The following is a 22380-nucleotide window of genomic DNA, read 5'->3' as shown; positions in this document are numbered from 1 at the left end:
GATCAGCGCCAATGAAAAAGCCGGCTGAAGCAGCCGGCTTGATCGATCGCGGATTGTCGATTGCCGAATGGCGTTCCGCGCGGAAAACGATTCGGCGAACTCGCCGATGGCTTCGTCAGCGCACGAGCCCGGTATCCTCGGCCGCGCCGATGCTGAGGTTCATGCATTGGATCGCCGCGCCCGATGCGCCCTTGCCGAGATTATCGAGCCGCGCGACGGTCACGAAGCGCTCGTCGTTACCGAACACGAAGAGGTCGACGCGGTTGGTGTCGTTGTTGGCCTGCGCATCGAAGAACCCGCCGTCGAGATTCTCGTCCGCATCGAACGGCGCGACGCGCACGAACGCTTCGCCGGCGTAATACTCGGCGAAGAGCGCCTGGATGTCGCGCGGCGTGGCGTGCTTCGCGAGCTGCTCGGGCGAGAAGTACGTCGTGACGGCAAGACCTTTATAGAAGTTGCCGACGATCGGCGTAAAGATCGGCACGGACTTGAGCCGCGCATGCGCGGCCATCTCGGGCAGATGCTTATGGCCAAGCGCGAGCGCATAAGCGCGCGGGCTCGCGAGCTTCGCGGCGGGCGGGCTCGCCTCGTAGTCGGCGATCATCTTTTTGCCGCCGCCGCTGTAGCCTGTCAGCGAGTACGAATGGGCCTGGAACTCGGGTGCGACGACGCCGGCCTCGATGAGCGGACGCATGGCGAGCACGAACGCCGAGGCATGGCAGCCCGGCACGGCGATGCGCTTCGACGTCCGGATCCGCTCACGCTGCGCGCGCGTGAGCTCGGGCAGACCGTAGGCCCAATCGGCGTGCGTCCGAAACGCCGTGCTCGCATCGATGACGACGGTCCGGTCGTTCTCGACCAGGCTTGCCGATTCGCGCGAAGCGACGTCGGGCAGGCAGAGGAACGTCACATCGGACGCATTGATGAGCCGGCGCCGCTCGTCGATGTCCTTGCGCTTTGCTTCGTCGATCCGCAGCACTTCGACGTCGGTGCGTCGCGACAGGTATTCGTAAATCTTGAGACCTGTCGTGCCTTCCTGTCCGTCGACAAATACTTTCGTGCTCATTTCGCTCTCGTTGAGTGGGCCGGATTGACGTGGTGGCGCGCAGGCGGCGCCCGAAACCGTGATTTTAAGGCTTTGTCGCGATTTGTGCGGATTTCGCCGCGAATGCCGACGTACCCGGCCTGATCTGTCGTGATAGTGCGACATCGGCCTCCGTCCGGCTGGCCGGCGGCCCGTTCAGCGCCCGTATTTCACCGTGATGCTCGCCTTGCCGAGGATCGACGTGCCGATTTCATGATCGAACATCGGCGCAGGCTGCCCGGGAGCGAGCCGCAGATCCGACGTGCCGAGCGCGTAAACGGTCACGACGTATCGATGCGTCTGACCCTGCGGCGGGCAGGGGCCGCCATAACCGGGCGTGCCGAAGTCGTTGCTTGCCTCCACCGCGTGGATGCGCTTGAGAAAGCCGGACGCGCTCGCATTCGACGGCAATTCGCGCACGTCGGCGGGTATTTCGGCGACAGCCCAATGCCACCAGCCGGCGGGGCCGGGCGCATCGGGATCGAACATCGTGACGGCGAAACTCTTGGTGCCGGCGGGCACGCCGCTCCAGCGAAGCTGCGGCGATATGTTCTTGCCGCTGCAACCGTCGCTGTTATAGACGTGTTGGAGACCGACCGCTTTATCCGGCGCGAGATCCTTGCTCGTCACCGAGAATGTGCCCTGCGCAAGGGCGGGCGCCGCAACGCCGAGCCATGCCGAGAACGAAAGTGCCACCGATGCAACGACCGACCATCGCGTGCTCATGAGCCGATACTCCTCGCGGGATGGCGAAATGGGAACTCGCGCCGATTGCCGGCCCGAATGACAGTTGGGGCCGGAATCGAGTCTAACATTGCATTTTTCGCCGGTGGCGGCAGCTGCACGATCGGTGCGCACGGCCGCCGGCGCGAACCCGTCAACGATCGCCTGCGGATGAACCTATTGTCGGAATATGAGACGCCGGAGAAGCCGGAAACCACGGCCAACGGCCCAAGGACTCGCGTGATCGTCGCGGACGATCACCCGGTCATTCTGCTCGGGGCGCGGCACGCGCTCGCGCGATTTCCGGACATCGAAGTGGTCGGCGAGGCCCGCCAATCCACGGAGCTCGTCAGGGCCCTGACGAATGCCCCGTGCGACGTGCTCGTGACCGATCTGGCGATGCCCGGCGGCCTGCATGGCGATGGCCTGCCGCTCATCGGCTACGTCAGGCGGCATTTCCCCGCGCTGCCGATCGTCGTGCTGACCATGCTCGAAAACCCCGCGCTGATCCGTCGGCTCGGCGAGATGGGCGTCACCGCCGTCGTCAGCAAGTCGGACGATCTCGCGCATATCGGCCTCGCCGTTCGCTACGTCATGTGCGGCGTGCCTTACGCGGGTCCGTCGGTGCGCGCCGCGCACGAGGCGCTCGGCAAGGGCGCCCCCGCAAAGCCCGCCGACAAGCTGCTTTCCCAACGCGAGGTCGAAGTCGTGCGGCTCTATGTCTCGGGAATGACGATGAAGGAGATCGCCGCGCGCCTCAATCGAAGCATCAAGACGATCAGCACGCACAAGATCGCGGCGCTGCGCAAGCTGGGGCTCGAGCGCGATTCGGAGCTCTTCCAGTATGCGCAAAGCGCCGGTCTAATGAACCTCTCGTCGCCCAGTTACTGAGGCGCGGCCGTCGCCCCGCCGTGCGCGGCCGACCATTCGGCGGGCGCATGCAGGAACTTCTCGACTTCATCGAGCGTTTTGGTATCGAAGTAGCCCGATGCCTTGGCGACGCGCAGCACGTCCCACCACGTCGCGAGCGCGTGCAGGTCGACGTCGATGTCTTTCAGGACCGACACGCTCTCCTTGAAGATGTTGTAGTGAAAGAGGACGAAGCAGTGGTTCACGCGCGCGCCCGCGGTGCGCAGCGCATTGATGAAGTTGATCTTGCTGCGGCTGTCCGTCGTCAAGTCCTCGACGAGCAGCACGCGCGAGCCTTCCTGCAGAAACCCTTCGATCTGCGCGTTGCGGCCGAAGCCCTTCGGCTTTTTGCGCACGTACTGCATCGGCACCATGAGCCGATCTGCGAGCCAGGCGGCAAACGGAATGCCGGCCGTCTCCCCGCCCGCGACGCCGTCGATCTGCTCGTAGCCGACATCGCGCAGAATCGTCGTTTCGGCCATGTCCATCAGCCCGCGGCGCACGCGCGGAAACGAGATCAACTTCCGGCAATCGATATAGACGGGGCTCGCCCATCCCGAAGTGAAGATGAACGGTTTCTCGGCATTGAAGTGCACGGCCTGCACTTCGAGCAGCATCTTGGCGGTCGTGTCGGAGATCGTTTGGCGATCGAAGCCTGTCATGGGCGAGTCCTTGCGGTAGGGGGCGAAGGGCGGCGAAGAAGGCGCCGACATCGTCGCCAAGCGCCGGGGGAGCCGCCCGAGAGCGAGAGCCTGCCTCTCGCGCGTAACCGCGTATTTTACCCGAGTCGCGGCGCCGGCAAGCGGGATCGGCAAGTCACGCGCGCTACGCGCCAGGCCGCGCCTCCCCTGGGGCTGCCGCTTGCCATCCCATGCGGCATCAGCAGGTGTACACTGGCACCCCCCGCTAAAACGCTTCCCGCCGCCCTTGCTATCCGCCGAGGCACGGCGCTGCGCCGAACCGGCGCCTCTCGAGCGTGCAGGATCATATTTATTACGTCGCGTAGGTCAAATATGGACGAACAACTGAAGCAAAGCGCTCTCGCCTATCACCAGAATCCAAAGCCCGGCAAGATCTCCGTTACTCCGACGAAACCGCTCTCGAATCAGCTCGATCTGTCGCTCGCGTATTCGCCCGGCGTCGCCGCCGCGTGTGAGGCAATCCACGCCGATCCGCTCGATGCGCAGAAGTACACGTCGCGCAGCAATCTGGTCGGCGTGGTGACGAACGGCACGGCCGTGCTCGGTCTCGGCAACATCGGCCCGCTCGCGGCCAAGCCGGTCATGGAGGGCAAGGGCTGTCTCTTCAAGAAGTTCGCAGGCATCGACGTGTTCGACATCGAACTGGCGGAATCGGACCCCGACAAGCTCGTCGACGCCATCGCGATGCTCGAGCCGACGCTCGGCGGCATCAACCTGGAGGACATCAAGGCGCCCGAGTGCTTCTACATCGAAAAGAAGCTGCGCGAGCGGATGAAGATCCCTGTCTTCCACGACGATCAGCACGGCACCGCGATCATCGCGTCCGCGGCGATTCTCAACGGCCTGAAGGTCGTGGGCAAGCAGCTCGAGAACGTGAAGCTCGTCTGCTCGGGCGCCGGCGCCGCCGCCATCGCCTGTCTGGACCTGCTCGTGAAGCTCGGCCTCCAGAAGGGCAACATTCTCGTCATCGACTCGAAGGGCGTCATCTACGAAGGGCGCGGCAATCTCGATCCGTCGAAGGCCGGCTATGCCGCGCATACGGACGCGCGCACGCTCGACGACGCGATCAGCTCGGCCGATGTCTTCCTCGGCTGCTCGAGCGCCGGCGTGCTCAAGCCCGAGATGGTCATGAAGATGGCCGACAAGCCGCTCATCCTCGCGCTCGCGAACCCCGAGCCCGAGATTCGCCCCGAGGACGCGAAGGCGGTACGGCCCGACGCCATCATCGCGACGGGCCGCTCGGACTATCCGAATCAGGTCAACAACGTTCTTTGCTTCCCGTTCATCTTCCGCGGCGCGCTCGACGTCGGCGCGACGACGATCACCGAGGAAATGAAGCTTGCCTGCGTGCGAGCGATCGCCGAGCTGGCCGAGGAGACGGACCAGGGCGACGAAGTCGCGAAGGCCTATGAAGGACACTCGCTCGAGTTCGGTCCCGAGTACCTCATTCCGAAGCCGTTCGACCCGCGTCTCATCATCAAGATCGCGCCCGCGGTGGCGCAGGCCGCGATGGATTCGGGCGTGGCGACGCGTCCGATCCAGGACATGGACGCCTACCGCGAGCAGCTTGGCGCGACCGTCTACCGCACGGGCATGGTGATGCGTCCGGTCTTTGCGGCGGCGAAGCAGACGGCCGCCCGCATCGTCTTTGCCGAGGGCGAGGACGAGCGCGTGCTGCGCGCCGCCCAGTTCGTGCTGACCGAAAAAATCGCGAAGCCGATCATCATCGGCCGGCCGGCCGTCGTCGACATGCGCCTGAAGAAGATCGGCTCGCGGCTGAAGGCCGGCGTCGATTTCGAGGTCGTCAATCCTGAAGACGATCCGCGCTATCAGCAATGCTGGCAGGCCTACCATGAGCTCGGCGCGCGCGAAGGCGTGACGCCGGAAATCGCGAAAGCCGCGCTGCGCAAGTTCAATACGTTGATCGGCGCGGTGCTCGTGCGTCTCGGCGATGCCGACGGCATGATCTGCGGCCTCATCGATACGTACCACAGCCACCTCAAGTACGTCGACCAGGTGCTGGGCCGCTCGTCGAGCGCCGAGCACTATGCGGCGATGAACCTGCTGATGCTGCCGGGCCGCAACCTCTTCATCTGCGATACCTACGTCAACGAAGTGCCGAGCGCGGAGCAGCTCGCCGACATGGCGATTCTCGCCGCGTCCGAGATCGAGCGGTTCGGCATCGTGCCGAAGATTGCGCTGCTTTCGAGCTCGAACTTCGGTAGCTCGCGCACGGCTTCGTCGCAGCGTATGGCGGCCGCGCGCAAGCTGATTGCCGAGCGCGCGCCGCAACTCGAAGTCGACGGTGAGATGCACGGCGACGCCGCGCTTTCGGAGATTGTCCGCAAGCAATCGTTCCCCGGCACGACGTTGACGGGCGAGGCCAACCTGCTGTTGATGCCGAACGTCGAGGCGGCGAACATCGCCTACAACCTGTTGAAGATGGTCGGCGGGGAAGGGGTGACGGTCGGACCGTTCCTGCTCGGCGCAGCGAAGCCCGTGCACATCCTCACGCCGGCGGCGACGGTGCGGCGGATCATCAACATGACCGCCGTTGCGGCGGCCAATGTCCGCGTCGAATAAGCTGGCTGTCCGCCGCAAGGCGGATACGCAAAGCCGATGAGGCGATAAGCCGATACGGAAGGCAAAGCAAGAGGCGAAACAAAAGGCAGCTGTCCTAAAGGGCAGCCGCCTTTTCTCTTATCGGCGCGCGGATGCTTACGCGGCGTGCCGCGATGCCCCGCCCGGCGTGCGCCAGCGACCGAGCAGCTCGTTCCACTTCGTGCGCACGGCGCGCAGGTTGTTTTCCTTCACGTGTCCATAGCCGCGGATCCCATCGGGCAGGCTCGCGAGCTCGACGGCGAGCGCAAGCTTCTCGGGCGTGAGTCCGCCGATCAGCTCGCGCACGAGCGCTTCATACTCGCCGATCAGCGCGCGTTCGGTGCGACGCTCCTCCGTCTTGCCGAACGGATCGAGCGCCGTGCCGCGCAGGAACTTGAGCTTCGCGATCAGCTTGAACGCGGACAGCATCCAAGGGCCGTACGGCTTCTTGATCAAATGACCGTTCGCATCCTTCTTGGCGAAGAGCGGCGGCGCGAGATGGAAGTTGAGCTTCCAGTCGCCCTCGAACTGGCTTTGCAGCCGGGCAAGGAAGGCCCGGTCCGTTTGCAAGCGGGCCACCTCGTATTCGTCCTTGAAGGCCATAAGCTTGTGCAGATTGCGCGCAACGGCTTCGGTCAGCGGCTCTTGCGCCGCGTCGCCGTCGAGCGCGCGCTCGGCCTTGCGCACGTCGTCGACGAGCGCGCGGTACCGCTTCGCATAGGCCTCGTTCTGATAGGCCGTGAGGTAAGCGACGCGCTTCTCGATCAGCGCATCGACGGCCTTTTTCGTATGCAGTGCGATGACCGTCGCCCCCGGGGCGTCCCCGCGTGCCTGCTCGGGCGTCGCGGCCCGCTGCACGCTCGCGAGATCGTAGGCGGCGCGGCGACCCCATTCGAACGCGGCGATATTCTTTTCGACTTGCACGCCGTTGAGCTCGATCGCCCGGACGAGCGAGCGATGCGTGAGCGGCAGCCATCCGCGCTGCCACGCGTAGCCGAGCACGAACGGGTTCGTATAGATCGCGTCGCCGAGCAGTGCGACGGCGAAACGATTGGCATCGACGAGGTCGACCTGATCGCCGGCTGCCGCGCGCACATCGTTTTCAGTGCTCGAGCCCGGGAACGACCAGTCGGGGTTCCGGATGAATTCGGCCGTCGGCGTCTTCGCGCTGTTGACGACCACGCGCGTATGGCCGTGCTTCATCCGCGACGTGCACTCGTCGCTTGCGGTGACGATCGCGTCGCAGCCGATCACGAGCTCCGCTTCGCCCATCGCGATGCGCGTCGCATGGATGTCGGCGGGCGCTTTCGCGATCTGCACATGGCTCATGACGGCGCCGCCCTTTTGCGCAAGGCCCGTCACATCGAGCACCGTCACGCCCTTGCCCTCGAGGTGGGCCGCCATGCCGAGCAGCGCGCCGATCGTGACGACGCCCGTGCCGCCCACGCCCGTCACGAGCACGCCGTAGGGCCGGCCGATCTCGGGCAGCGTCGGCTCCGCGACAGGCGGAAGATCGGCTGCCGCTGCCGCGCCCGCCGCCTTCGGCTTGCGGAGCTGGCCGCCTTCGACGGTGACGAAGCTCGGGCAAAAGCCTTTGAGGCAAGAGAAATCCTTGTTGCAGCTCGACTGGTTGATCTGCCGCTTCGTGCCGTACTCCGTCTCGAGCGGTTCGACGGACAGGCAATTCGATTGCACCGAGCAATCGCCGCACCCCTCGCAGACGGCTTCGTTGATGACGACGCGGCGGGCCGGGTCGGGAAACTCGCCCTTCTTGCGACGGCGGCGCTTCTCGGTTGCGCAAGTCTGGTCGTAGATGAGGATTGTCGTGCCCGGCACCTCGCGCAGTTCTCGCTGGACCGCATCGAGCTCGTCGCGGTGATGGACGGTCACGCCTGCCGCGAGCAGCGTCGTGCCGTGGTACTTCTGGGGCTCGTCCGTGACGACGACGATTTTGGCGGCGCCTTCGGCCGCGAGCTGATGCGTGATCTGCGGCACGGTCAGCACACCGTCGACGGGCTGCCCGCCCGTCATCGCGACCGCGTCGTTATAGAGAATCTTGTAGGTGATGTTGACCTTCGCCGCGATGGCGGCGCGAATCGCGAGCAACCCCGAATGGAAGTAGGTGCCGTCGCCGAGATTCGCGAAGATGTGCTTCTCGCTCGTGAACGGCGCCTGACCCGTCCAGGGCACGCCTTCGCCGCCCATCTGACTGAACGTGCTCGTCTCGCGGTCCATCCAGAGCGACATGTAGTGACAGCCGATGCCCGCCATCGCGCGCGACCCTTCGGGCACGTTCGTCGATGTGTTGTGCGGGCAGCCCGAGCAGAACCACGGCTTGCGTTCGGCCGTCACGCGCGGCTTCGCGAGCGCCTTTTCCTTCGCCTGGATGACGGCGATTCGCGCTTCGATGCGCGCACGCACGTCCGAGGGCAGCTCGAACTTCTCGAGCCGTGTCGCGATCGCCTTCGCGATCAGCGCCGGGGACAGCTCGTAATGCGCGGGCAGCAGCCAGTTGCCCATCGGCACCGACCATTCGCCGCCCGCGCCATCCTTCTCGTCGAACTTGCCGAAGACGCGCGGCCGTTGCCCGTCGGGCCAGTTGTAGAGCTCCTCCTTGATGGCATATTCGAGGATCTGGCGCTTTTCCTCGACGACGAGAATCTCCTGCAGGCCGCGCGCGAACGCCTGCGCGCCCTGGGCCTCGAGCGGCCAGACGCAGCCGACCTTATAGAGCCTAATGCCGATGCGCGAGCAGGTTTCATCGTCGAGGCCGAGGTCGACGAGGGCCTGCCGCACGTCGAGATAAGCCTTGCCGCCCGTGATGATGCCGAAGCGCGCGACGGGCGAATCGATCTCGATCCGGTCGAGCTTGTTCGCGCGCACATAGGCGAGCCCAGCGTACCACTTGTAGTCGAGCAGCCGCGCTTCCTGAACGAGCGGCGGGTCGGGCCAGCGAATGTTGAGCCCACCCTCGGGCATTTCGAAGTCGGCGGGAATGACGATTTGCGCGCGATGGGGGTCGATGTCGACCGACGCGGACGATTCCACGACGTCGGTCACGCATTTCATCGCGACCCAGAGACCCGAATAGCGGCTCATCGCCCAGCCGTGCAGGCCGAAGTCGAGGTATTCCTGCACGTTCGAGGGGAACAGCACGGGCAGCCCGCAGGCCTTGAAGATGTGCTCGGATTGATGGGCGAGCGTCGAGGATTTGCAGGCGTGGTCGTCGCCGGCGAGCACCAGCACGCCGCCGTGCCTGGCCGAGCCGGCCGAATTGCCGTGCTTGAACACGTCGCCCGAGCGGTCGACGCCGGGCCCCTTGCCGTACCACATCGAGAAGACGCCGTCGTACTTGGCACCGGGGTAGAGGTTCACCTGCTGGGTGCCCCATACGGCCGTCGCGGCGAGATCTTCGTTGATGCCGGGCTGAAATACGACTTGATGGCTCGCGAGGTGCTTTTTGGCCTTCCAGAGCGCGAGATCGAGTCCGCCCAACGGAGAGCCGCGATAACCGGAAACGAATCCGGCGGTATTGAGGCCGGCGGCTCGGTCGCGCGCCTGCTGCAGCATCGGCAGCCTGACGAGTGCCTGGATGCCGCTCATATAGGCGCGGCCGTGTTCGAGCGTGTATTTGTCGTCGAGCGTGACGGAAGCCAAAGCGGCTTCCAGCGAGGCTCTCTGGCCTGCGTCTAGCGGGGCATTCATTTTATGGAACTCCTCCAACCCGGTTTGGGATCACCAAAACATCGCGAGCGTCGGCATCTTGTGGATGCCTTCGCGGACCCGCCATAGTGACGGTTTTTTCCAGATCGTAGCACTGGTAAAAACCCGCCGCACTTTTACAAAATTCGCCGCTCGCAGCCGCTCGCAGCCGCTCGCAGCCGCTCGGCCGGGCCGGCGTGTTGCGCTCTTCGCCTTGCCGGCCGGGCTCGCCGCAGGCCGATCGCCGGCCGCGGGCACGCTCGTATCGATCTGTAACGGAGGGTAACGTGTTGTTGACCTGGTGGAACCGACGGGGGGGCGATGGTCTAATTCCGTTCTCGCGCGCCGGCTGCCGGCTTTCGCGCGAGTGCCGTGAATCACGCATCGCGGCGGTAAGCGATGCGACAGATATAGGAGTACAGATGGATACACGACATACCCGAACCTTCCTGATGATTTCCGCCGCATTTTTCGCGATGAACATGCCCGTTCGCGTGACGAGCGCCGCGACGCCGTCCAGGCTGGCCGCAGCGGTGTCGCACACGGCGCGCATGGCGTCGGCCGGTGTCGGCGGCGAGCTCGAGGCAGCCAAGCCGTGATCAGGTAATGGATCGTTCGCGCCGCGCTTCGAATGCGCGGCGCGTCAAAGCGATCGCGCGAACATCAAACGCAAATCAAGCCTTGTCTTGAACCACCCCGCGGCGAATCTGATCGAGCTCGATCGATTCGAACAGCGCCTTGAAGTTGCCTTCCCCGAAGCCTTGATTGCCCTTGCGCTGGATGATCTCGAAGAAGATCGGCCCGATCTGGTTCTCGGTGAAGATCTGCAGCAGCAAATCGTCCTTCGCGCCATCGATGAGAATCTTGCGCTTCTTCAGTTCGGCGAGCGGTTCCGCGTGTCCTGGTATGCGTCGATCGACGAGCTCGTAGTAGGTATCGACCGTATCGAGCAGTTTGATGTCCGTTGCGCGAAGACCGTCGACGGTTCGGTAAATGTCGTTCGTGCCGAGCGCGATATGCTGAATCCCTTCCCCGTGATAAGCGTCGAGGTATTCCTGGATCTGGCCCGCGTTGTCCGAGCCTTCTTCGTTGATCGGGATGCGGATCTTGCCGCACGGCGACGTCATGGCCTTTGACTTCACGCCCGTCACCTTGCCCTCGATGTCGAAGTAGCGGATCTCACGGAAGTTGAAGAGCCGCTCGTAGAACGAGGCCCATTCGCGCATCGAACCGCGGTGCACGTTGTGCGTCAGATGATCGATATAGGTGAGGCCGTGTCCGACGGGCGCGGTGTCCGCTCCTTCGATCGGCTCGAAGTCCACGTCGTAGATGTCGATGTCGCCGACGGTGCCGGGCGCCGCGCCGTTCTTGCCGCGCCAGCGATCGACGAAATAGATCAGCGAATCGCCGACGCCCTTGATGGCCGGGATGTTCAGCTCCATCGGCCCCGTCTTGTTGTCGAACCCCCAGGCGCCGAGCTCGAGCGCATGACGGTAGGCTTTGGCCGCGTCCTGCACACGAAAGGCGATGGCACAGATCGATGGACCATGCAGACGCGCGAAGCGTTGCGCGAACGAGTCCGGTTCGGCATTGACGATGAAATTGATGCCGCCTTGCCGATAGAGCGTCACGTCCTTATGACGATGTTTGGCGATAGCGGTGAAGCCCATTCTTTCGAAGAGCTTGCCGAGCGCCTTCGGATCGGGCGCCGTGTATTCGATGAATTCGAACCCGTCCGTGCCGACGGGGTTCTCCCAGGTTTCGACCTTCATGCCCTGTCTCCTTCAGATTCTGTTCTGCCACGGGGCGATTCGCGCCATTCGCCATGCTGCATCGATAGGAGCAAGTGTATGGCGCCAATACCGAAAAAATCTTGCGAGATCGGGTGCCGGCTCCTACGATGGCGCAATTTACTGCCAGCGCTCACGCGATCGGATGAGAAAAATGGCCGAGATCGAATTGGACGCCGTCGACCGGCGTATCCTCGCGATCCTTCAGGAAAACGGGCGCTTGTCGAACCAGGAGATCGCGGAGCGCGTGAACCTGTCGCCGAGCCCATGCCTGCGCCGGATAAGGCGGCTCGAGGAAAGCGGCGTGATCCGCGGCTACGTTGCGTTGCTCGACCCGCAAAAGCTCGGTCTCGGCCTGCTCGCTTTCGTCAACGTGCGACTCGAGAAGCGCGGCGGCGCGACGGGCCATGCGGGAACGACGCATGCCGATTTGTTTCGGGCCGCCGTCCAGGCATGGCCGGAGGTGGTCGCCTGCCATGCGATGACGGGCGAAATGGATTACCTGCTGCGGGTTTTCGTGACGGACATGGCGCACTTCTCGCGCTTCGTGCAGGATCAACTGCTGCACCATCCGTCGGTGGTCGACGTGAAATCGAGCTTCGCGCTCGAAAGCTTCAAGGAGACGACGGCGCTGCCGATTCGATGATTGGCACTAGGCCGTCGTCGCGTGGGGCGCTGTTACGCGGTTACGTCCGATTCCGATTCGGACGGCATCATCGCCTCGATGATGCGCGTCGTGCGTTGCACCTGACGCTTGATGGCGTAGTCGAACACTGCCGCTTGCTCCTGCAGCATTTCAGCGATGATGCTGGCCTGATCGGCCGGCGGCAGCGTCAGATAGGCATCCGCGCTGCCATAGGCGTGCTCGATCCGCATGCCGGCCTTCTTCGCGATATGCATCATCGTCGTGTTGCGCGACAGGCAGTACATGTAGAGCGTCGAAACGTGCGTGTTGCGGCAGCGGATCGTCGCCCGCTCGAAAAGCTGGGTGCCGATGCCCTTGCCGCGCGAATCCTCGAGCACGGAAATGCCGAGCTCGGCCGTACGCTTGTCCCCATCGGCCGGGAGGTAAGCGAGATGGCCAACACCGACGAGCGCGAGGTTCTCGTCGAACACGCCGAACACCGCGTCGCGCGAGAAATCGATGGTGCGTACGTAGTTCTCGATCACGTGATCGGGCACTGCCTGGCCGAAACGCAGCAGGCGGTCGTCCACGTGGAGCGAGAGGAAGTGGGCGAGCAGGCGCTCGCGGTCTTTTGCTGTCAGTTCACGGATCAGGGCCGGCTCGCGACCGTTCGCGTGCGGGCGCCGATCGCTCATCGCGTTCGAAGCGGTGGCCCGGGTTCGGTGCTGGCTCATGGCGGTTCTCCTTTTCGTGCCGCGTCCTGTGCTGCGACGCAGTACGAATTCTACTTGAAACGCCTGTTTGAGCCTAGGGAAAACCCGTACTGATGCGGTCGGGTCGCGCTCGATTGCTTGCTCGTTTTATGTAATTACTTGATTTTTATCGAAAAGTTCATGCTGTTGTTTTTGCGTCAACTATGTGCTTATCACTGCGTCGAATGCGCGCGGCATGCTGCATTGCAATGTCTTCGCCGATGGAAGTGATCAACCGCTCGCGAGCCCCCGCTCGAGCACATCGACGACCTGCTTCGCGAAATCCTCATAGCGCAGGCGGCCGCCGGGCTTGAGCCAAGTGAAGGTCCAGTTGATCATGCCGAAGACCATCATCGTGACGGGCGTCTGATTGTCTTTCGAGACGCGGTCCGGATAGGCGCGCGAGAGCTGGCGCGCGAAGGCCGCGACGATGTCGCGCTGGCGGTCGAGGATGATTTCCCGCTGTGCCTCGACGAGATACTTGACGTCGTTCAGCAGCGCGACATGCCGGCTATGCGACGTTTCATACTCGGCGAGGAAGGCGCGGACGAGCTCGGCGAAGGTCTCGCGTTCGGACAGCCCGCGCCGCTGGCTCGACCCTTCGACTTCGGCGATGATCAGCATGAGCCGCTTCGTGTGGCGGTCGAGCAGGTCGAAGAGAATCGCCTCCTTGCTGTCGTAATAGTGGTAAAGGCGGGCCTTCGAGGTGCCGCTCGCCGCGGCGAGATCGGCCATCGACGTGCTGGGGTAGCTGGTCTGAGCGAACTTCTCTGCGGCGAGTTCGAGGATCTGGTCGCGTTGCGATTCGTGATCGGGTGCTCGGGTGCGGGCCATGACGCTGTGGTTGTTGGTTGGCGGCGTAGCGTTGCCAGCGACGTGAGGCGACGCGATCGGATCGCGCCTGCGCGGCCGGATCGAACGCCTCGCCCCAATGCGTGGCGCGTGCGGCGCTAGTCTACGCGAAAGCCGCCGGGCGAACGGCGGCTCGCTGCGGCGGCGATTCGCGCTTCAGCGCTCGTCGTAGCTGACGACGACGCGCTCGCTGACCGGATGGCACTGGCAGGTCAGGACGAAGCCGTCACGGATTTCATGCTCTTCGAGCGTGTAGTTCTTCTCCATCCGCACCTCGCCTTCGAGCACCTTGGCGCGGCAGGTACAGCAGACGCCGCCCTTGCACGCATAGGGCAGCGCGAGCCCCGCATGCAGCCCGACGTCGAGCAGACTTGCGCCCTCATAAGGAAGGCGCAGCTTGCGCCGCTTGCCGTCGAGGACGATCTCGAGCTCGGCGGCAGGCGTCGTCTCCGTGATGTCGATGACGGGGGCTCCGGCCTGGGGCAGCGGCGTGCCGAAGCGCTCGACGTGAATCCTTGTCTCGTCGACGCCCGCCGCCTTCAGCGCGGCTTCCGCCGCGTCCATCATCGGCGCCGGGCCGCAAATAAACGCCTCATCGATCTCGCCCGCCGGCACGAGCGTTTCGAGAAAGGCGGCGCATTTCGCCTGATCGAGCATTCCGTTGAACAGTTCGGCCTCCTGAACATCGTCGGAGAGCACGTGGTAGAGCATGAAGCGGCTCATGTACCGGTTCTTCAGATCCTCCAGCTCTTCCGCGAACATGATCGAATCGACGTCGCGATTGCCGTAGACGAGCACGAACGTGCTGCGCGGCTCGAGCTCGAGCGTGGTCTTGACGATCGCGAGTACCGGCGTGATGCCCGAGCCGCCCGCGAACGCGACGTATTGCTTGCCGTGCTCGGCGTTCAGATGAGTGAAGAAGCGGCCGTCGGGCGTCATGACGTCGATCGTATGGCCCGGCTTCAATGTGTCGAACGCGAAGTTCGAGAAGCGTCCGCCGCGCACACGCTTGATGCCGATGCGCAATTCGCCGTCGCGATCGTAGTCGGTGACGCCGACGCAGATCGAATAGGAGCGGCGCGTTTCCACGCCGTCGACATGCGCTTTCAGCGTCACGAACTGGCCTTGCGTGAACCGATATTGCTCGCGCAGATCGGTTGGCACTTCGAACGAGACGGTGACGGAGTCGGCCGTCTCGGGGCGCACGTCGCGGATACGCAGTGCATGGAATTGCGGAGTCGCCATGGCCGGATGTCAGTAGGGTTTGAAATAGTCGAAAGGCTCGCGGCAGTCGAGACAGCGGTAGAGCGCTTTGCATGCCGTCGAGCCGAATTGCGCGAGACGCTGCGTGTGCACTGAGCCGCATCGTGGGCAGGCAGGTGTCGCGCCCGAGCCATTTGAAGCGCTCGAGTTGCTCGCGCGCGGCGCGAACCGGATGGTGTGCTCGACGGCGACGCTTGGCTGGGACGCCGCGTCGTTCACGCCGCATCGGCCCGAAGGCGGCGCGATGCCATACGCGCGCAGCTTTTCGCGTGCGGCCTCGCTGATCCAGTCGGTCGTCCAGGCCGGTGCCAGCACGGTCTCGATGCGATAAGGGCCGATGTCCGCGTCATCGAGCGCATGGGCGATGTCTTCCGCGATTTGCGCCATTGCCGGGCATCCTGAGTACGTCGGCGTGATGACGACCTCGAGAACGCCATCGACGGATTTCCGCACGTCGCGCAAGATACCGAGCTCGCGAATGGACACCACGGGAATCTCGGGGTCCGGTACGGACTCGAGTACCGACCACGCTCGCATGAGCGCTGGGTCGGCCACTCGCGCCGGTTTCGCGGCGGCGGTGGTGGAAGCTGTGTGCGTCATGGTCGATTGATTCGTTGTCCTGAACATATGGGCGAATGTCGTCGCGGGTTTTTGCCGGCTTGCGCACTCGGCGGGGCCGGCGTCCCTATCACCAGGTAGCGCCGGGATGCTGCCGCGCGACGCTTTGCATCTCGGCAAGCAGATAGCCCATGTGTTCTGAATGCTCGCCGAGCTTGCCCGTCGTCACGTGTTGCACCGGCTCGGGCAGCGCGAGCGTCGCTTCGCTGAGCGCGCCTTCGACTTCCGCCTTCCACGCTGCCTCGAAGTCGGCCGCGCGCACGCCGATGCCCGAGGCGGCAACCGCGTCTTCCAGCGCGTCGAGGGCAAAAAACTCGCGCGTATAGGGCATCAGATAGTCGAGCGCCGCCTGGGCGCGCCGGTGCGATTCATCGGTGCCGTCGCCGAAGCGCACGAGCCAGTCGCGCGCGTGATGCAGGTGATAGCGCGTCTCCTTGACCGACTTCGACGCGATCGCCGCCAGTTGCGCGTCATTCGAAGCTTCGAGCGCGGGCCAGAGCTGGACCATCAGCGCCGCGTAGAGAAAATTGCGTACGATCGTCACCGCGTAATCGCGATCGGCTCGCGCCGTGCCGCTGAGCGGCCCGACGTGCGGCAGTTCGACGAGCGTGTAATTGGCGAACTCGCGCTCGGACCGGAAGTATGCGTAGTCGTCTTCGGTCTTGTTCGCGCCGGTCGCCAAGGCTTCGAGTGTGGCCGCATGGGAGTAGAGCAGCCGCGCCTGGCCGATGAGATCGAGGCTCATATTGGCGAGCGCAATGTCTTCTTCCAGTACCGGGCCGTGCCCGCACCATTCGGCGTTGCGCTGGCCGAGAATCAGCGCGTTGTCGGCCAGGCGCAGCACGTAAGCGAGGTGTTCGGACGTCGTCATCTTGGCTCGCTCACATGTGATTGACTTCATCGGGCAGCGTAAAGAACGTCGGGTGCCGGTAGATCTTGTCGCCGGCCGGCTCAAAAAAGTCCGCCTTATCGTGCGGATCGGAGGCCGTGATCGCCGCTGCCGGCACGACCCAGATGCTCACGCCTTCCTGCCGCCGCGTGTAGACGTCGCGCGCCATGCGCAGCGCCATCGATGCATCGGCCGCGTGAAGGCTTCCGCAATGCTTGTGGTCGAGGCCTTGCTTGCTGCGCACGAACACTTCCCAGATCGGCCATTCTTTGTTCATCGACATCTCCTCGAATACATCAACTACCAGCGAACGAATAGGGAGCGCGAGTGCAACTGCCGCTCGCCGCCGGGCCGGCGTTAAGCCGCCTGTTGCTCCGCGCGCCGACGCTGCTTTTCGCTATAGGCGAGGGCGGCTTCGCGGACCCATGCGCCGTCTTCATGTGCTTTGACGCGCGTGGCGAGCCGCTCCTTGTTGCAGGGGCCGTCGCCATTGACGACGCGCCAGAATTCGTCCCAATCGATCACGCCGTAGTCGTAGTGGCCGCGTGCCTCGTTCCATTTGAGGTCGGCATCGGGCAACGTGACGCCGAGCACCTTCGCCTGCTCGACCGTCGCATCGACGAATTTTTGCCGCAGATCGTCGTTCGAGATGCGCTTGATGCCCCACTTCGCCGACTGGTTGCTGTGGACGGAATCCTTGTCGCTCGGGCCAAACATCATGAGGACCGGCCACCACCACCGGTTCACGGCTTGCTGCACCATCTCGCGTTGCGCCGGCGTGCCTTTCATCATCGCGAGCAGCGCGTCGAACCCCTGGCGCTGATGAAACGATTCCTCCTTGCAGATACGGATCATCGCGCGCGCGTACGGCCCGTAGGTGCAGCGGCAAAGCGGAATCTGGTTCATGATCGCGGCCCCGTCGACGAGCCATCCGATTACGCCGACGTCGGCCCAGGTCGGAGTCGGGTAGTTGAAGATGCTCGAATACTTGGCGCGGCCGCTGTGCAAGGCATCGACGAGCGCGTCGCGCGAGACGTTGAGCGTTTCCGCAGCGCTATAAAGGTATAGACCGTGGCCGCCTTCGTCCTGCACCTTCGCGAGCAGGATCGCCTTACGCTTCAGGCTCGGCGCCCGCGTGATCCAGTTCCCCTCCGGCAACATGCCGACGATTTCCGAATGTGCGTGCTGCGAGATCTGCCGCACGAGTGTCTTCCGATAGGCATCGGGCATCCAGTCCTGCGGTTCGATCTTGCCGTCCGCGCCGATCACCGCATCGAAGCGCGCCTCGTCGGCCGAATCGGTTCCGGCCTCGGCCGGCGCGACGTTGCCGGGAATGTCGAGCGATTGCGTGTACATAGGACAGTCTCGTCGTTAGTCGGGCGTGACGAGATTATAAATCAACCGACCGGTCGGTTGATGAATTTTGGCTATGATCCGGGCCAATCGCTGGGCGAACTCCTAACCCTGCGGCAAGCGCCGCATGAAGTCGCGGATAAGCGCGGCAACCTCGTCCGGCTGCTCGTCGAGCGCAAAGTGGCCGGCATCGATCACATGTATGTCGGCTTTGGGAAGATCGCGACGATAGGCGGCCGCCTCCGCCACCTGGAACGACGGGTCATAGCGTCCCCAAACGACGAGCGTCGCCGGTTGCGTCTTCCTGAGCCAGGCTTGCCAATCCGGGTAGGACGCCACGTTGGTCCGGTAGTCGTAGAAAAGATCCGTCTGGATCTCTTTCTGACCGGGCTGACTGAGGAACGCGTATTCGTCGGTCCACAGATCCGGGTCATACCGCTCGGGATTCGGCGTCGATCCCACATGACGTTGCTTCGTCGCTTCGAGAGAAAGGAAATTGCGCTGCAACGCCGCCTCGTTCGCCTCGCGATCGGCCCAGAAGGCGCGGCGCTTTTCCCAGAGCGGCCCGAGCCCATCCTCATGCGCGACGGCGTTTTGCACCACCAATCCGGCAACGCGTTCCGGATGCGCCATCGCAAGCCGGAAGCCGACGGGGCCGCCGTAGTCCTGCACATAGAGCACGTAGCGCCGCAGGCCGAGCGTTTCGACGAAGTCGTCGGTCACGGACGCGATGTGATCGAACGTATAGGCGAAGTCCTTCGGTGAGGGCGCGTCGCTATGACCGAAGCCCGGGTAGTCGAGCGCAACGAGATGGAATCGGTCGGACAGTCTCGCGAAGAGCGGCTCGAACATGCGTGACGAGGAGGGAAAGCCGTGCAGCAGCAAGATCGTCGGGGCGTCGCTCGGGCCCGCTTCGCGGTAGAAGATGTCCAGGCCGTCGACTTTGATCGTTCGATAGGAGGTCGGATAACGCGCAGCGTTGCCACGCGCGGGGATGCTTTCGTTTGCCGCAAACGCGACGGACGCAGTGAGTGCCGCGGCCAGCGCGAATAGACTCTTCCTGTTCATGACGGGCTCCGGTGAATTTGCGACCCGCACGACGGTGCGGTAATCGTGGAGCCGAGTCTAGGGCTGGGTCCGTTCACGCGGAAGCCGCCGATGGCTCGAAACAGTGTCCGCTTTAACAGGACAATCCGCCCGGCAGTGTTTGGTTGTCGGGCGCGCCAGGGCCGGCCCGCTTACTGCGAAACGCCCCAGGAGACGAGCACGGCGTGGATGCTGCGCGCATATTCGTCGCGCAGCTTGGGGGTCTCTGAATGGAAGGCGCCAATTGCGCGCCAGGTGTTGCCGTAGCGAACCATTTTCTGCTTGATCATCCAGGCGGCAACGTAGGTGTTGATGCAGCCGTCCTTGAGCGCGCCCGGCGGGATACCGTTGCGGCGCAGCTCATTGAAATGAACCGAGTTGATCTGGGCCTGGCCCACGTCGATGCTTCCGTCCGCGTTGCGGTGGACGGCGTTGGGATCGCCCTTCGATTCGAACCACGCGATCGCGCGCAGGATCATCGGGTTGACGCCCTGATAGGCCCCAGCTTGCGCAAAACAGTCGATGTTGTCCGCGTAAGCGGGTACGCAAACGATTGCGCAAGCGGCAGCGAAAATCGCCGCAACGAGAGCGCGAGGAGTCTGCGCGATGAGCGCAAGTCGCGAGCGTAACCGCGCGGGCTGGGTTCTTTTCATGGGGGCCACCGCTATCGATTGGATGGGAGAATGCGGCTCAGCGCGCCATTGCGACCGAAGCGGCGTCGAGCGTCACATGCACGCTCGACGCGCCGCCTTGCAACACGGCGTCGAGCTTGTCCGACACCGACGCGAGATAGGCATGTGAGTCGGGGCTGACGACGACGCGGACCGTGGTCTCGGCCGCTTTACCGGGCCGCGGGGTCACGCGGGCCATTTTTTTCGAATGACGCGTCGTGCGCGGCGGCGACGCGCTGGAGGAATCCGTCACCTCCTGTGCCGAAGACGGCGGCAGCGACGTGAGCGGTGGCAGTGGCGGCAGGACCTGGTCCGGCTGGGCGCTCACGGGCTTGCTCGCGAGCGCTGTCGTGGAGCCGGCCGCGGCAGCCTGCGCGTCGGCCGGCGGCGCGGCGAGGAGCCACTGCGAAGCGGCGAAGAGGGTAACGGCGGTGGCGAGTCGAAGCATGGCTTTCTCCGGTCATTCGGTCGGCTTGACCTGCACGCTGTACGGCTGGCAACTGCCCGTCGTCACGTTCTCGATATTGACGATGTTGCCGTGCCGTGCCGGGATCCCGCGCTGCACAGCCTGATTGAGATAGGGAAAGTCCTGCGCCAGCGCGGCAATGACGACCGTGGTCGATTGCGGCTGTTTCGCGGCGAGCGTTCCCACCTTGCCGAGCACGTCGGTCAACTGCGGGTCGCGCGCGCCGAGCGCGTCGGGCGGAATGACGAAGTCGACGATGCTCGTCGACGCCGGTTGTGCCGGTGGTTGGCCGTGGCGGTTGGCGTCCGTCTGCAACTGGGCGCATCCGGCCAGGACGGCGACTGCGAGGAGGCTGGCGAGCAGTTTCACGATTCTGATCCCATGACGAGACTTGCTTATCGGCAGCCTGGGGAAATGATTTACCCCTGGTTAACGACGACCCAGTAACGGCGGGCTTTTCGCGGCACTCGCGACACGAGCCGAATTCCGTAAACGCTGCATGTGCGCGGCGGCTACTGTAGCTCATAATTAGGGCTTGATCGCGATGCGCGAGGAGGGCGCCGGGGCCACTCACGGGGAAGGCGCCTGCCGTAGGGTAAATAAAAAGGGGTAGATCGTCTTGCGACCGTGCGACCCGGCGGATAGGGCAAAATCGGCGTTTTTCCATTGCGCCGACTTACATGGGCAATCGTCTTCGACTCTGGGCTGGGCTCATCGGAATCCTTCTGGGCGCCTTGGCGATGCCATGCGCTTCGGCTGCCGCCGGCGCGCCGACCACGGCTGCTGAACAGTGGGTGACGTCCTGGGCGACCGCCCTGCAGGCGATCCCTGAACTGCGCGATCCGCCTCCGCTTTACCGAGCGCCGGACGTCTCGGACCGCACCGTGCGCGAGATCGTGTACCCGACGCTCTCGGGCCGGCGCGTCCGCATCACGATCAGCAATGCATACGGGCGCGCGCCACTCGCCATCGACGACGTCGTGATGGCGCAATCGGCCGGCGGCGCGGCGGTTCGGCCGGCCACCGCCGTGCAATTGACGTTTGCTGGACGCACGTCGATCGTGCTCGAGCCCGGGGATGAAGTGGACAGCGATGCGGCCGAGATGGAGCTGCACGCGGGCGAGGCGTATGCGATCAGTGTGCACGCCCGTCATGGTCAGACGATGACGGCATGGCATCGCGTCGCCAACCAGATCAACTATGTTTCCTCCGCTGGCGACCATGCGGCGGATACCGAAGGATCGGCTTATACGACACGCTTCACCGAGCACGCCTGGGTAACGGCCATCAGTGTGCCGCGCGCGTCGTCGGCGGCGATTGCCGCGATCGGCGACTCGATCACGGACGGATTGCGCTCCAGCCTCAACCAGAATCGCCGGTGGCCTGACGCCTTGACGCGAAGGCTCGCCGGAGCGGGCGGCGCCTCGACGGCAGTCCTCGATCTCGGTATCAGCGGCAACCGCTTGCTCAGCGATTCCGCCTGTTACGGGGAAGCGCTCGAACGACGCTTCGCGCACGACGCGCTCGGACCGGCTGGCGTCAAGGCCGTCATCGTGCTGATCGGCATCAACGATATCAATTTCGCGACGATGCCCCGGCGCTCGGGGCTCGACTGCGACGCGCCGCATACCGTGGTGACGGCGCAAGACCTCATCGAAGGCTACCGTCGGCTGATCGATGTGGCGCATCGGCGGGGAGTGCGCGTCTTCGGGGCGACGTTGACGCCGGCGGGCGCGCCGCCCGCGCGCGAAGCGATCCGCCTAGCCGTGAACACATGGATTCGGACGAGCGGCGCCTTCGACGGCGTAATCGACTTCGATGCCGCGCTGCGCAACCCGGCCAACGCGGACCGCTTGCGCCGCGACTACGACAGTGGCGACGGCATTCATCCCAACGACGCGGGCTATGAAGCGATGGGGGCGGCGATCGACCTGGCCGCGTTGACGAGCGCCACTCACCGGCACTGAAGCGGCACTGAAGCGGATTTGCTACGGAGCTTTGCTGCCGTGAGGAGGCCGCCCTGAAAAAAAGCTCGTCACGACCTTGTCACAGTGCGTTCGGTGGTCTACTATTCCGCTCCTTCGAGAGGCGGGAAGCAGTTGTCGCGAGTCGAACAGGTTTTTGGTTTTTAAGCAGTAGCATCAAAAACCCGTTGACGATCTACGAAAGACGCTGCATAATCTCGCTTCTCTGCTGCTGATGCAGCAACGCAAGACGGCGGTGCCGAAGGGTAGTGGTGGTAGCGGCGCCGAGGCGGTTGAGCGAACGATCTTTAACAATTCACAGCCGATAAGT

Annotated in this window: 21 protein-coding genes; 5 read left to right on the top strand and 16 right to left on the bottom strand. The window is 64.2% G+C overall.

The genetic code is table 11. The features are described 5' to 3' along the window. Positions 1-115: 115 nt before the first annotated feature. Positions 116-1066 (bottom strand): N-acetyl-gamma-glutamyl-phosphate reductase, encoded by a 951-nt coding sequence (gene argC / locus AB4Y31_RS08015; RefSeq protein WP_368673498.1) that lies wholly within the window; start codon positions 1064-1066, stop codon positions 116-118. Between the two features lie 174 nt (positions 1067-1240). Further along, a complete protein-coding gene (locus AB4Y31_RS08010) occupies positions 1241-1810 on the bottom strand; it encodes a YbhB/YbcL family Raf kinase inhibitor-like protein (RefSeq protein WP_368673497.1) in 570 nt (189 codons plus the stop codon). A gap of 168 nt (positions 1811-1978) precedes the next feature. Between AB4Y31_RS08010 and AB4Y31_RS08005 the strand changes: the two genes are divergently transcribed. After that, positions 1979-2698 carry a response regulator gene (locus tag AB4Y31_RS08005; RefSeq protein WP_368673496.1) on the top strand — a complete coding sequence of 240 codons (720 nt, stop codon included), beginning with the start codon at positions 1979-1981 and terminating at the stop codon, positions 2696-2698. Here AB4Y31_RS08005 and AB4Y31_RS08000 read toward each other — a convergent pair. Continuing rightward, the gene (locus AB4Y31_RS08000) at positions 2692-3378 is read right to left on the bottom strand and encodes an orotate phosphoribosyltransferase (RefSeq protein WP_107153961.1); all 687 of its coding nucleotides are present in this window, start codon (positions 3376-3378) and stop codon (positions 2692-2694) included. The genes AB4Y31_RS08005 and AB4Y31_RS08000 overlap by 7 nt on opposite strands. A 351-nt stretch (positions 3379-3729) precedes the next feature. On the opposite strand from AB4Y31_RS08000, the gene AB4Y31_RS07995 reads away from it, so the two are divergent. After that, complete coding sequence (locus AB4Y31_RS07995; protein ID WP_368673495.1) at positions 3730-6000, top strand: NADP-dependent malic enzyme; 2271 nt, start codon at positions 3730-3732, stop codon at positions 5998-6000. Positions 6001-6135: 135 nt separating this feature from the next. Here AB4Y31_RS07995 and AB4Y31_RS07990 read toward each other — a convergent pair whose 3' ends face one another. Beyond that, positions 6136-9723, bottom strand: coding sequence for an indolepyruvate ferredoxin oxidoreductase family protein (locus AB4Y31_RS07990; RefSeq protein ID WP_368673494.1), 3588 nt, complete (start codon positions 9721-9723; stop codon positions 6136-6138). A 419-nt stretch (positions 9724-10142) separates the two neighbouring features. Between AB4Y31_RS07990 and AB4Y31_RS07985 the strand changes: the two genes are divergently transcribed. Further along, positions 10143-10319, top strand: a complete 177-nt coding sequence (locus AB4Y31_RS07985; protein ID WP_368673493.1) for a hypothetical protein — start codon at positions 10143-10145, stop codon at positions 10317-10319. A gap of 75 nt (positions 10320-10394) precedes the next feature. Here the strand turns inward: AB4Y31_RS07985 and hppD are convergent, their stop codons facing one another. Continuing rightward, on the bottom strand, positions 10395-11492 hold the full coding sequence (hppD, locus tag AB4Y31_RS07980) for a 4-hydroxyphenylpyruvate dioxygenase (RefSeq protein ID WP_368673492.1): 1098 nt from the start codon (positions 11490-11492) through the stop codon (positions 10395-10397). A 172-nt stretch (positions 11493-11664) separates the two neighbouring features. On the opposite strand from hppD, the gene AB4Y31_RS07975 reads away from it, so the two are divergent. Beyond that, the gene (locus tag AB4Y31_RS07975; protein WP_018441712.1) at positions 11665-12156 is read left to right on the top strand and encodes an Lrp/AsnC family transcriptional regulator; all 492 of its coding nucleotides are present in this window, start codon (positions 11665-11667) and stop codon (positions 12154-12156) included. Positions 12157-12188: 32 nt separating this feature from the next. Here the strand turns inward: AB4Y31_RS07975 and AB4Y31_RS07970 are convergent, their stop codons facing one another. The 11 genes from AB4Y31_RS07970 to AB4Y31_RS07920 all read right to left on the bottom strand — a co-directional run bounded on the left by AB4Y31_RS07970 (position 12189) and on the right by AB4Y31_RS07920 (position 20454). Further along, positions 12189-12830, bottom strand: coding sequence for a GNAT family N-acetyltransferase (locus AB4Y31_RS07970; protein ID WP_368674449.1), 642 nt, complete (start codon positions 12828-12830; stop codon positions 12189-12191). 288 nt (positions 12831-13118) lie between these two features. After that, a complete protein-coding gene (locus AB4Y31_RS07965; protein ID WP_368673491.1) occupies positions 13119-13721 on the bottom strand; it encodes a TetR/AcrR family transcriptional regulator in 603 nt (200 codons plus the stop codon). Between the two features lie 174 nt (positions 13722-13895). Next, on the bottom strand, positions 13896-14984 hold the full coding sequence (paaE, locus tag AB4Y31_RS07960; RefSeq protein WP_368673490.1) for a 1,2-phenylacetyl-CoA epoxidase subunit PaaE: 1089 nt from the start codon (positions 14982-14984) through the stop codon (positions 13896-13898). Positions 14985-14993: 9 nt separating this feature from the next. After that, the gene (gene paaD / locus AB4Y31_RS07955; RefSeq protein ID WP_368673489.1) at positions 14994-15602 is read right to left on the bottom strand and encodes a 1,2-phenylacetyl-CoA epoxidase subunit PaaD; all 609 of its coding nucleotides are present in this window, start codon (positions 15600-15602) and stop codon (positions 14994-14996) included. A gap of 88 nt (positions 15603-15690) precedes the next feature. Continuing rightward, positions 15691-16491, bottom strand: a complete 801-nt coding sequence (gene paaC, locus AB4Y31_RS07950) for a 1,2-phenylacetyl-CoA epoxidase subunit PaaC (RefSeq protein ID WP_368673488.1) — start codon at positions 16489-16491, stop codon at positions 15691-15693. 10 nt (positions 16492-16501) lie between these two features. After that, positions 16502-16786 (bottom strand): 1,2-phenylacetyl-CoA epoxidase subunit PaaB, encoded by a 285-nt coding sequence (gene paaB, locus AB4Y31_RS07945; RefSeq protein ID WP_368673487.1) that lies wholly within the window; start codon positions 16784-16786, stop codon positions 16502-16504. An 80-nt stretch (positions 16787-16866) separates the two neighbouring features. Then, complete coding sequence (gene paaA, locus AB4Y31_RS07940; RefSeq protein WP_368673486.1) at positions 16867-17865, bottom strand: 1,2-phenylacetyl-CoA epoxidase subunit PaaA; 999 nt, start codon at positions 17863-17865, stop codon at positions 16867-16869. A gap of 102 nt (positions 17866-17967) precedes the next feature. Next, positions 17968-18930 (bottom strand): alpha/beta fold hydrolase, encoded by a 963-nt coding sequence (locus tag AB4Y31_RS07935; protein WP_368673485.1) that lies wholly within the window; start codon positions 18928-18930, stop codon positions 17968-17970. Between the two features lie 170 nt (positions 18931-19100). Continuing rightward, a complete protein-coding gene (locus tag AB4Y31_RS07930; protein ID WP_368673484.1) occupies positions 19101-19601 on the bottom strand; it encodes a lytic transglycosylase domain-containing protein in 501 nt (166 codons plus the stop codon). Positions 19602-19638: 37 nt separating this feature from the next. After that, positions 19639-20067, bottom strand: coding sequence for a hypothetical protein (locus tag AB4Y31_RS07925; RefSeq protein ID WP_368673483.1), 429 nt, complete (start codon positions 20065-20067; stop codon positions 19639-19641). Between the two features lie 12 nt (positions 20068-20079). After that, a complete protein-coding gene (locus tag AB4Y31_RS07920; protein WP_368673482.1) occupies positions 20080-20454 on the bottom strand; it encodes a hypothetical protein in 375 nt (124 codons plus the stop codon). Positions 20455-20765: 311 nt separating this feature from the next. On the opposite strand from AB4Y31_RS07920, the gene AB4Y31_RS07915 reads away from it, so the two are divergent. Then, entirely contained in the window at positions 20766-22052 is a 1287-nt protein-coding gene (locus AB4Y31_RS07915; RefSeq protein WP_368673481.1) for an SGNH/GDSL hydrolase family protein, read from the top strand. Positions 22053-22380 lie beyond the last annotated feature (328 nt).

Source organism: Trinickia sp. EG282A, from assembly GCF_040965455.1.
GTDB classification, from domain to species: domain Bacteria; phylum Pseudomonadota; class Gammaproteobacteria; order Burkholderiales; family Burkholderiaceae; genus Trinickia; species Trinickia symbiotica.
The sequence above is the reverse complement of the archived record's forward strand: the minus strand, read 5'-3'. Positions and strand labels throughout refer to the sequence as shown.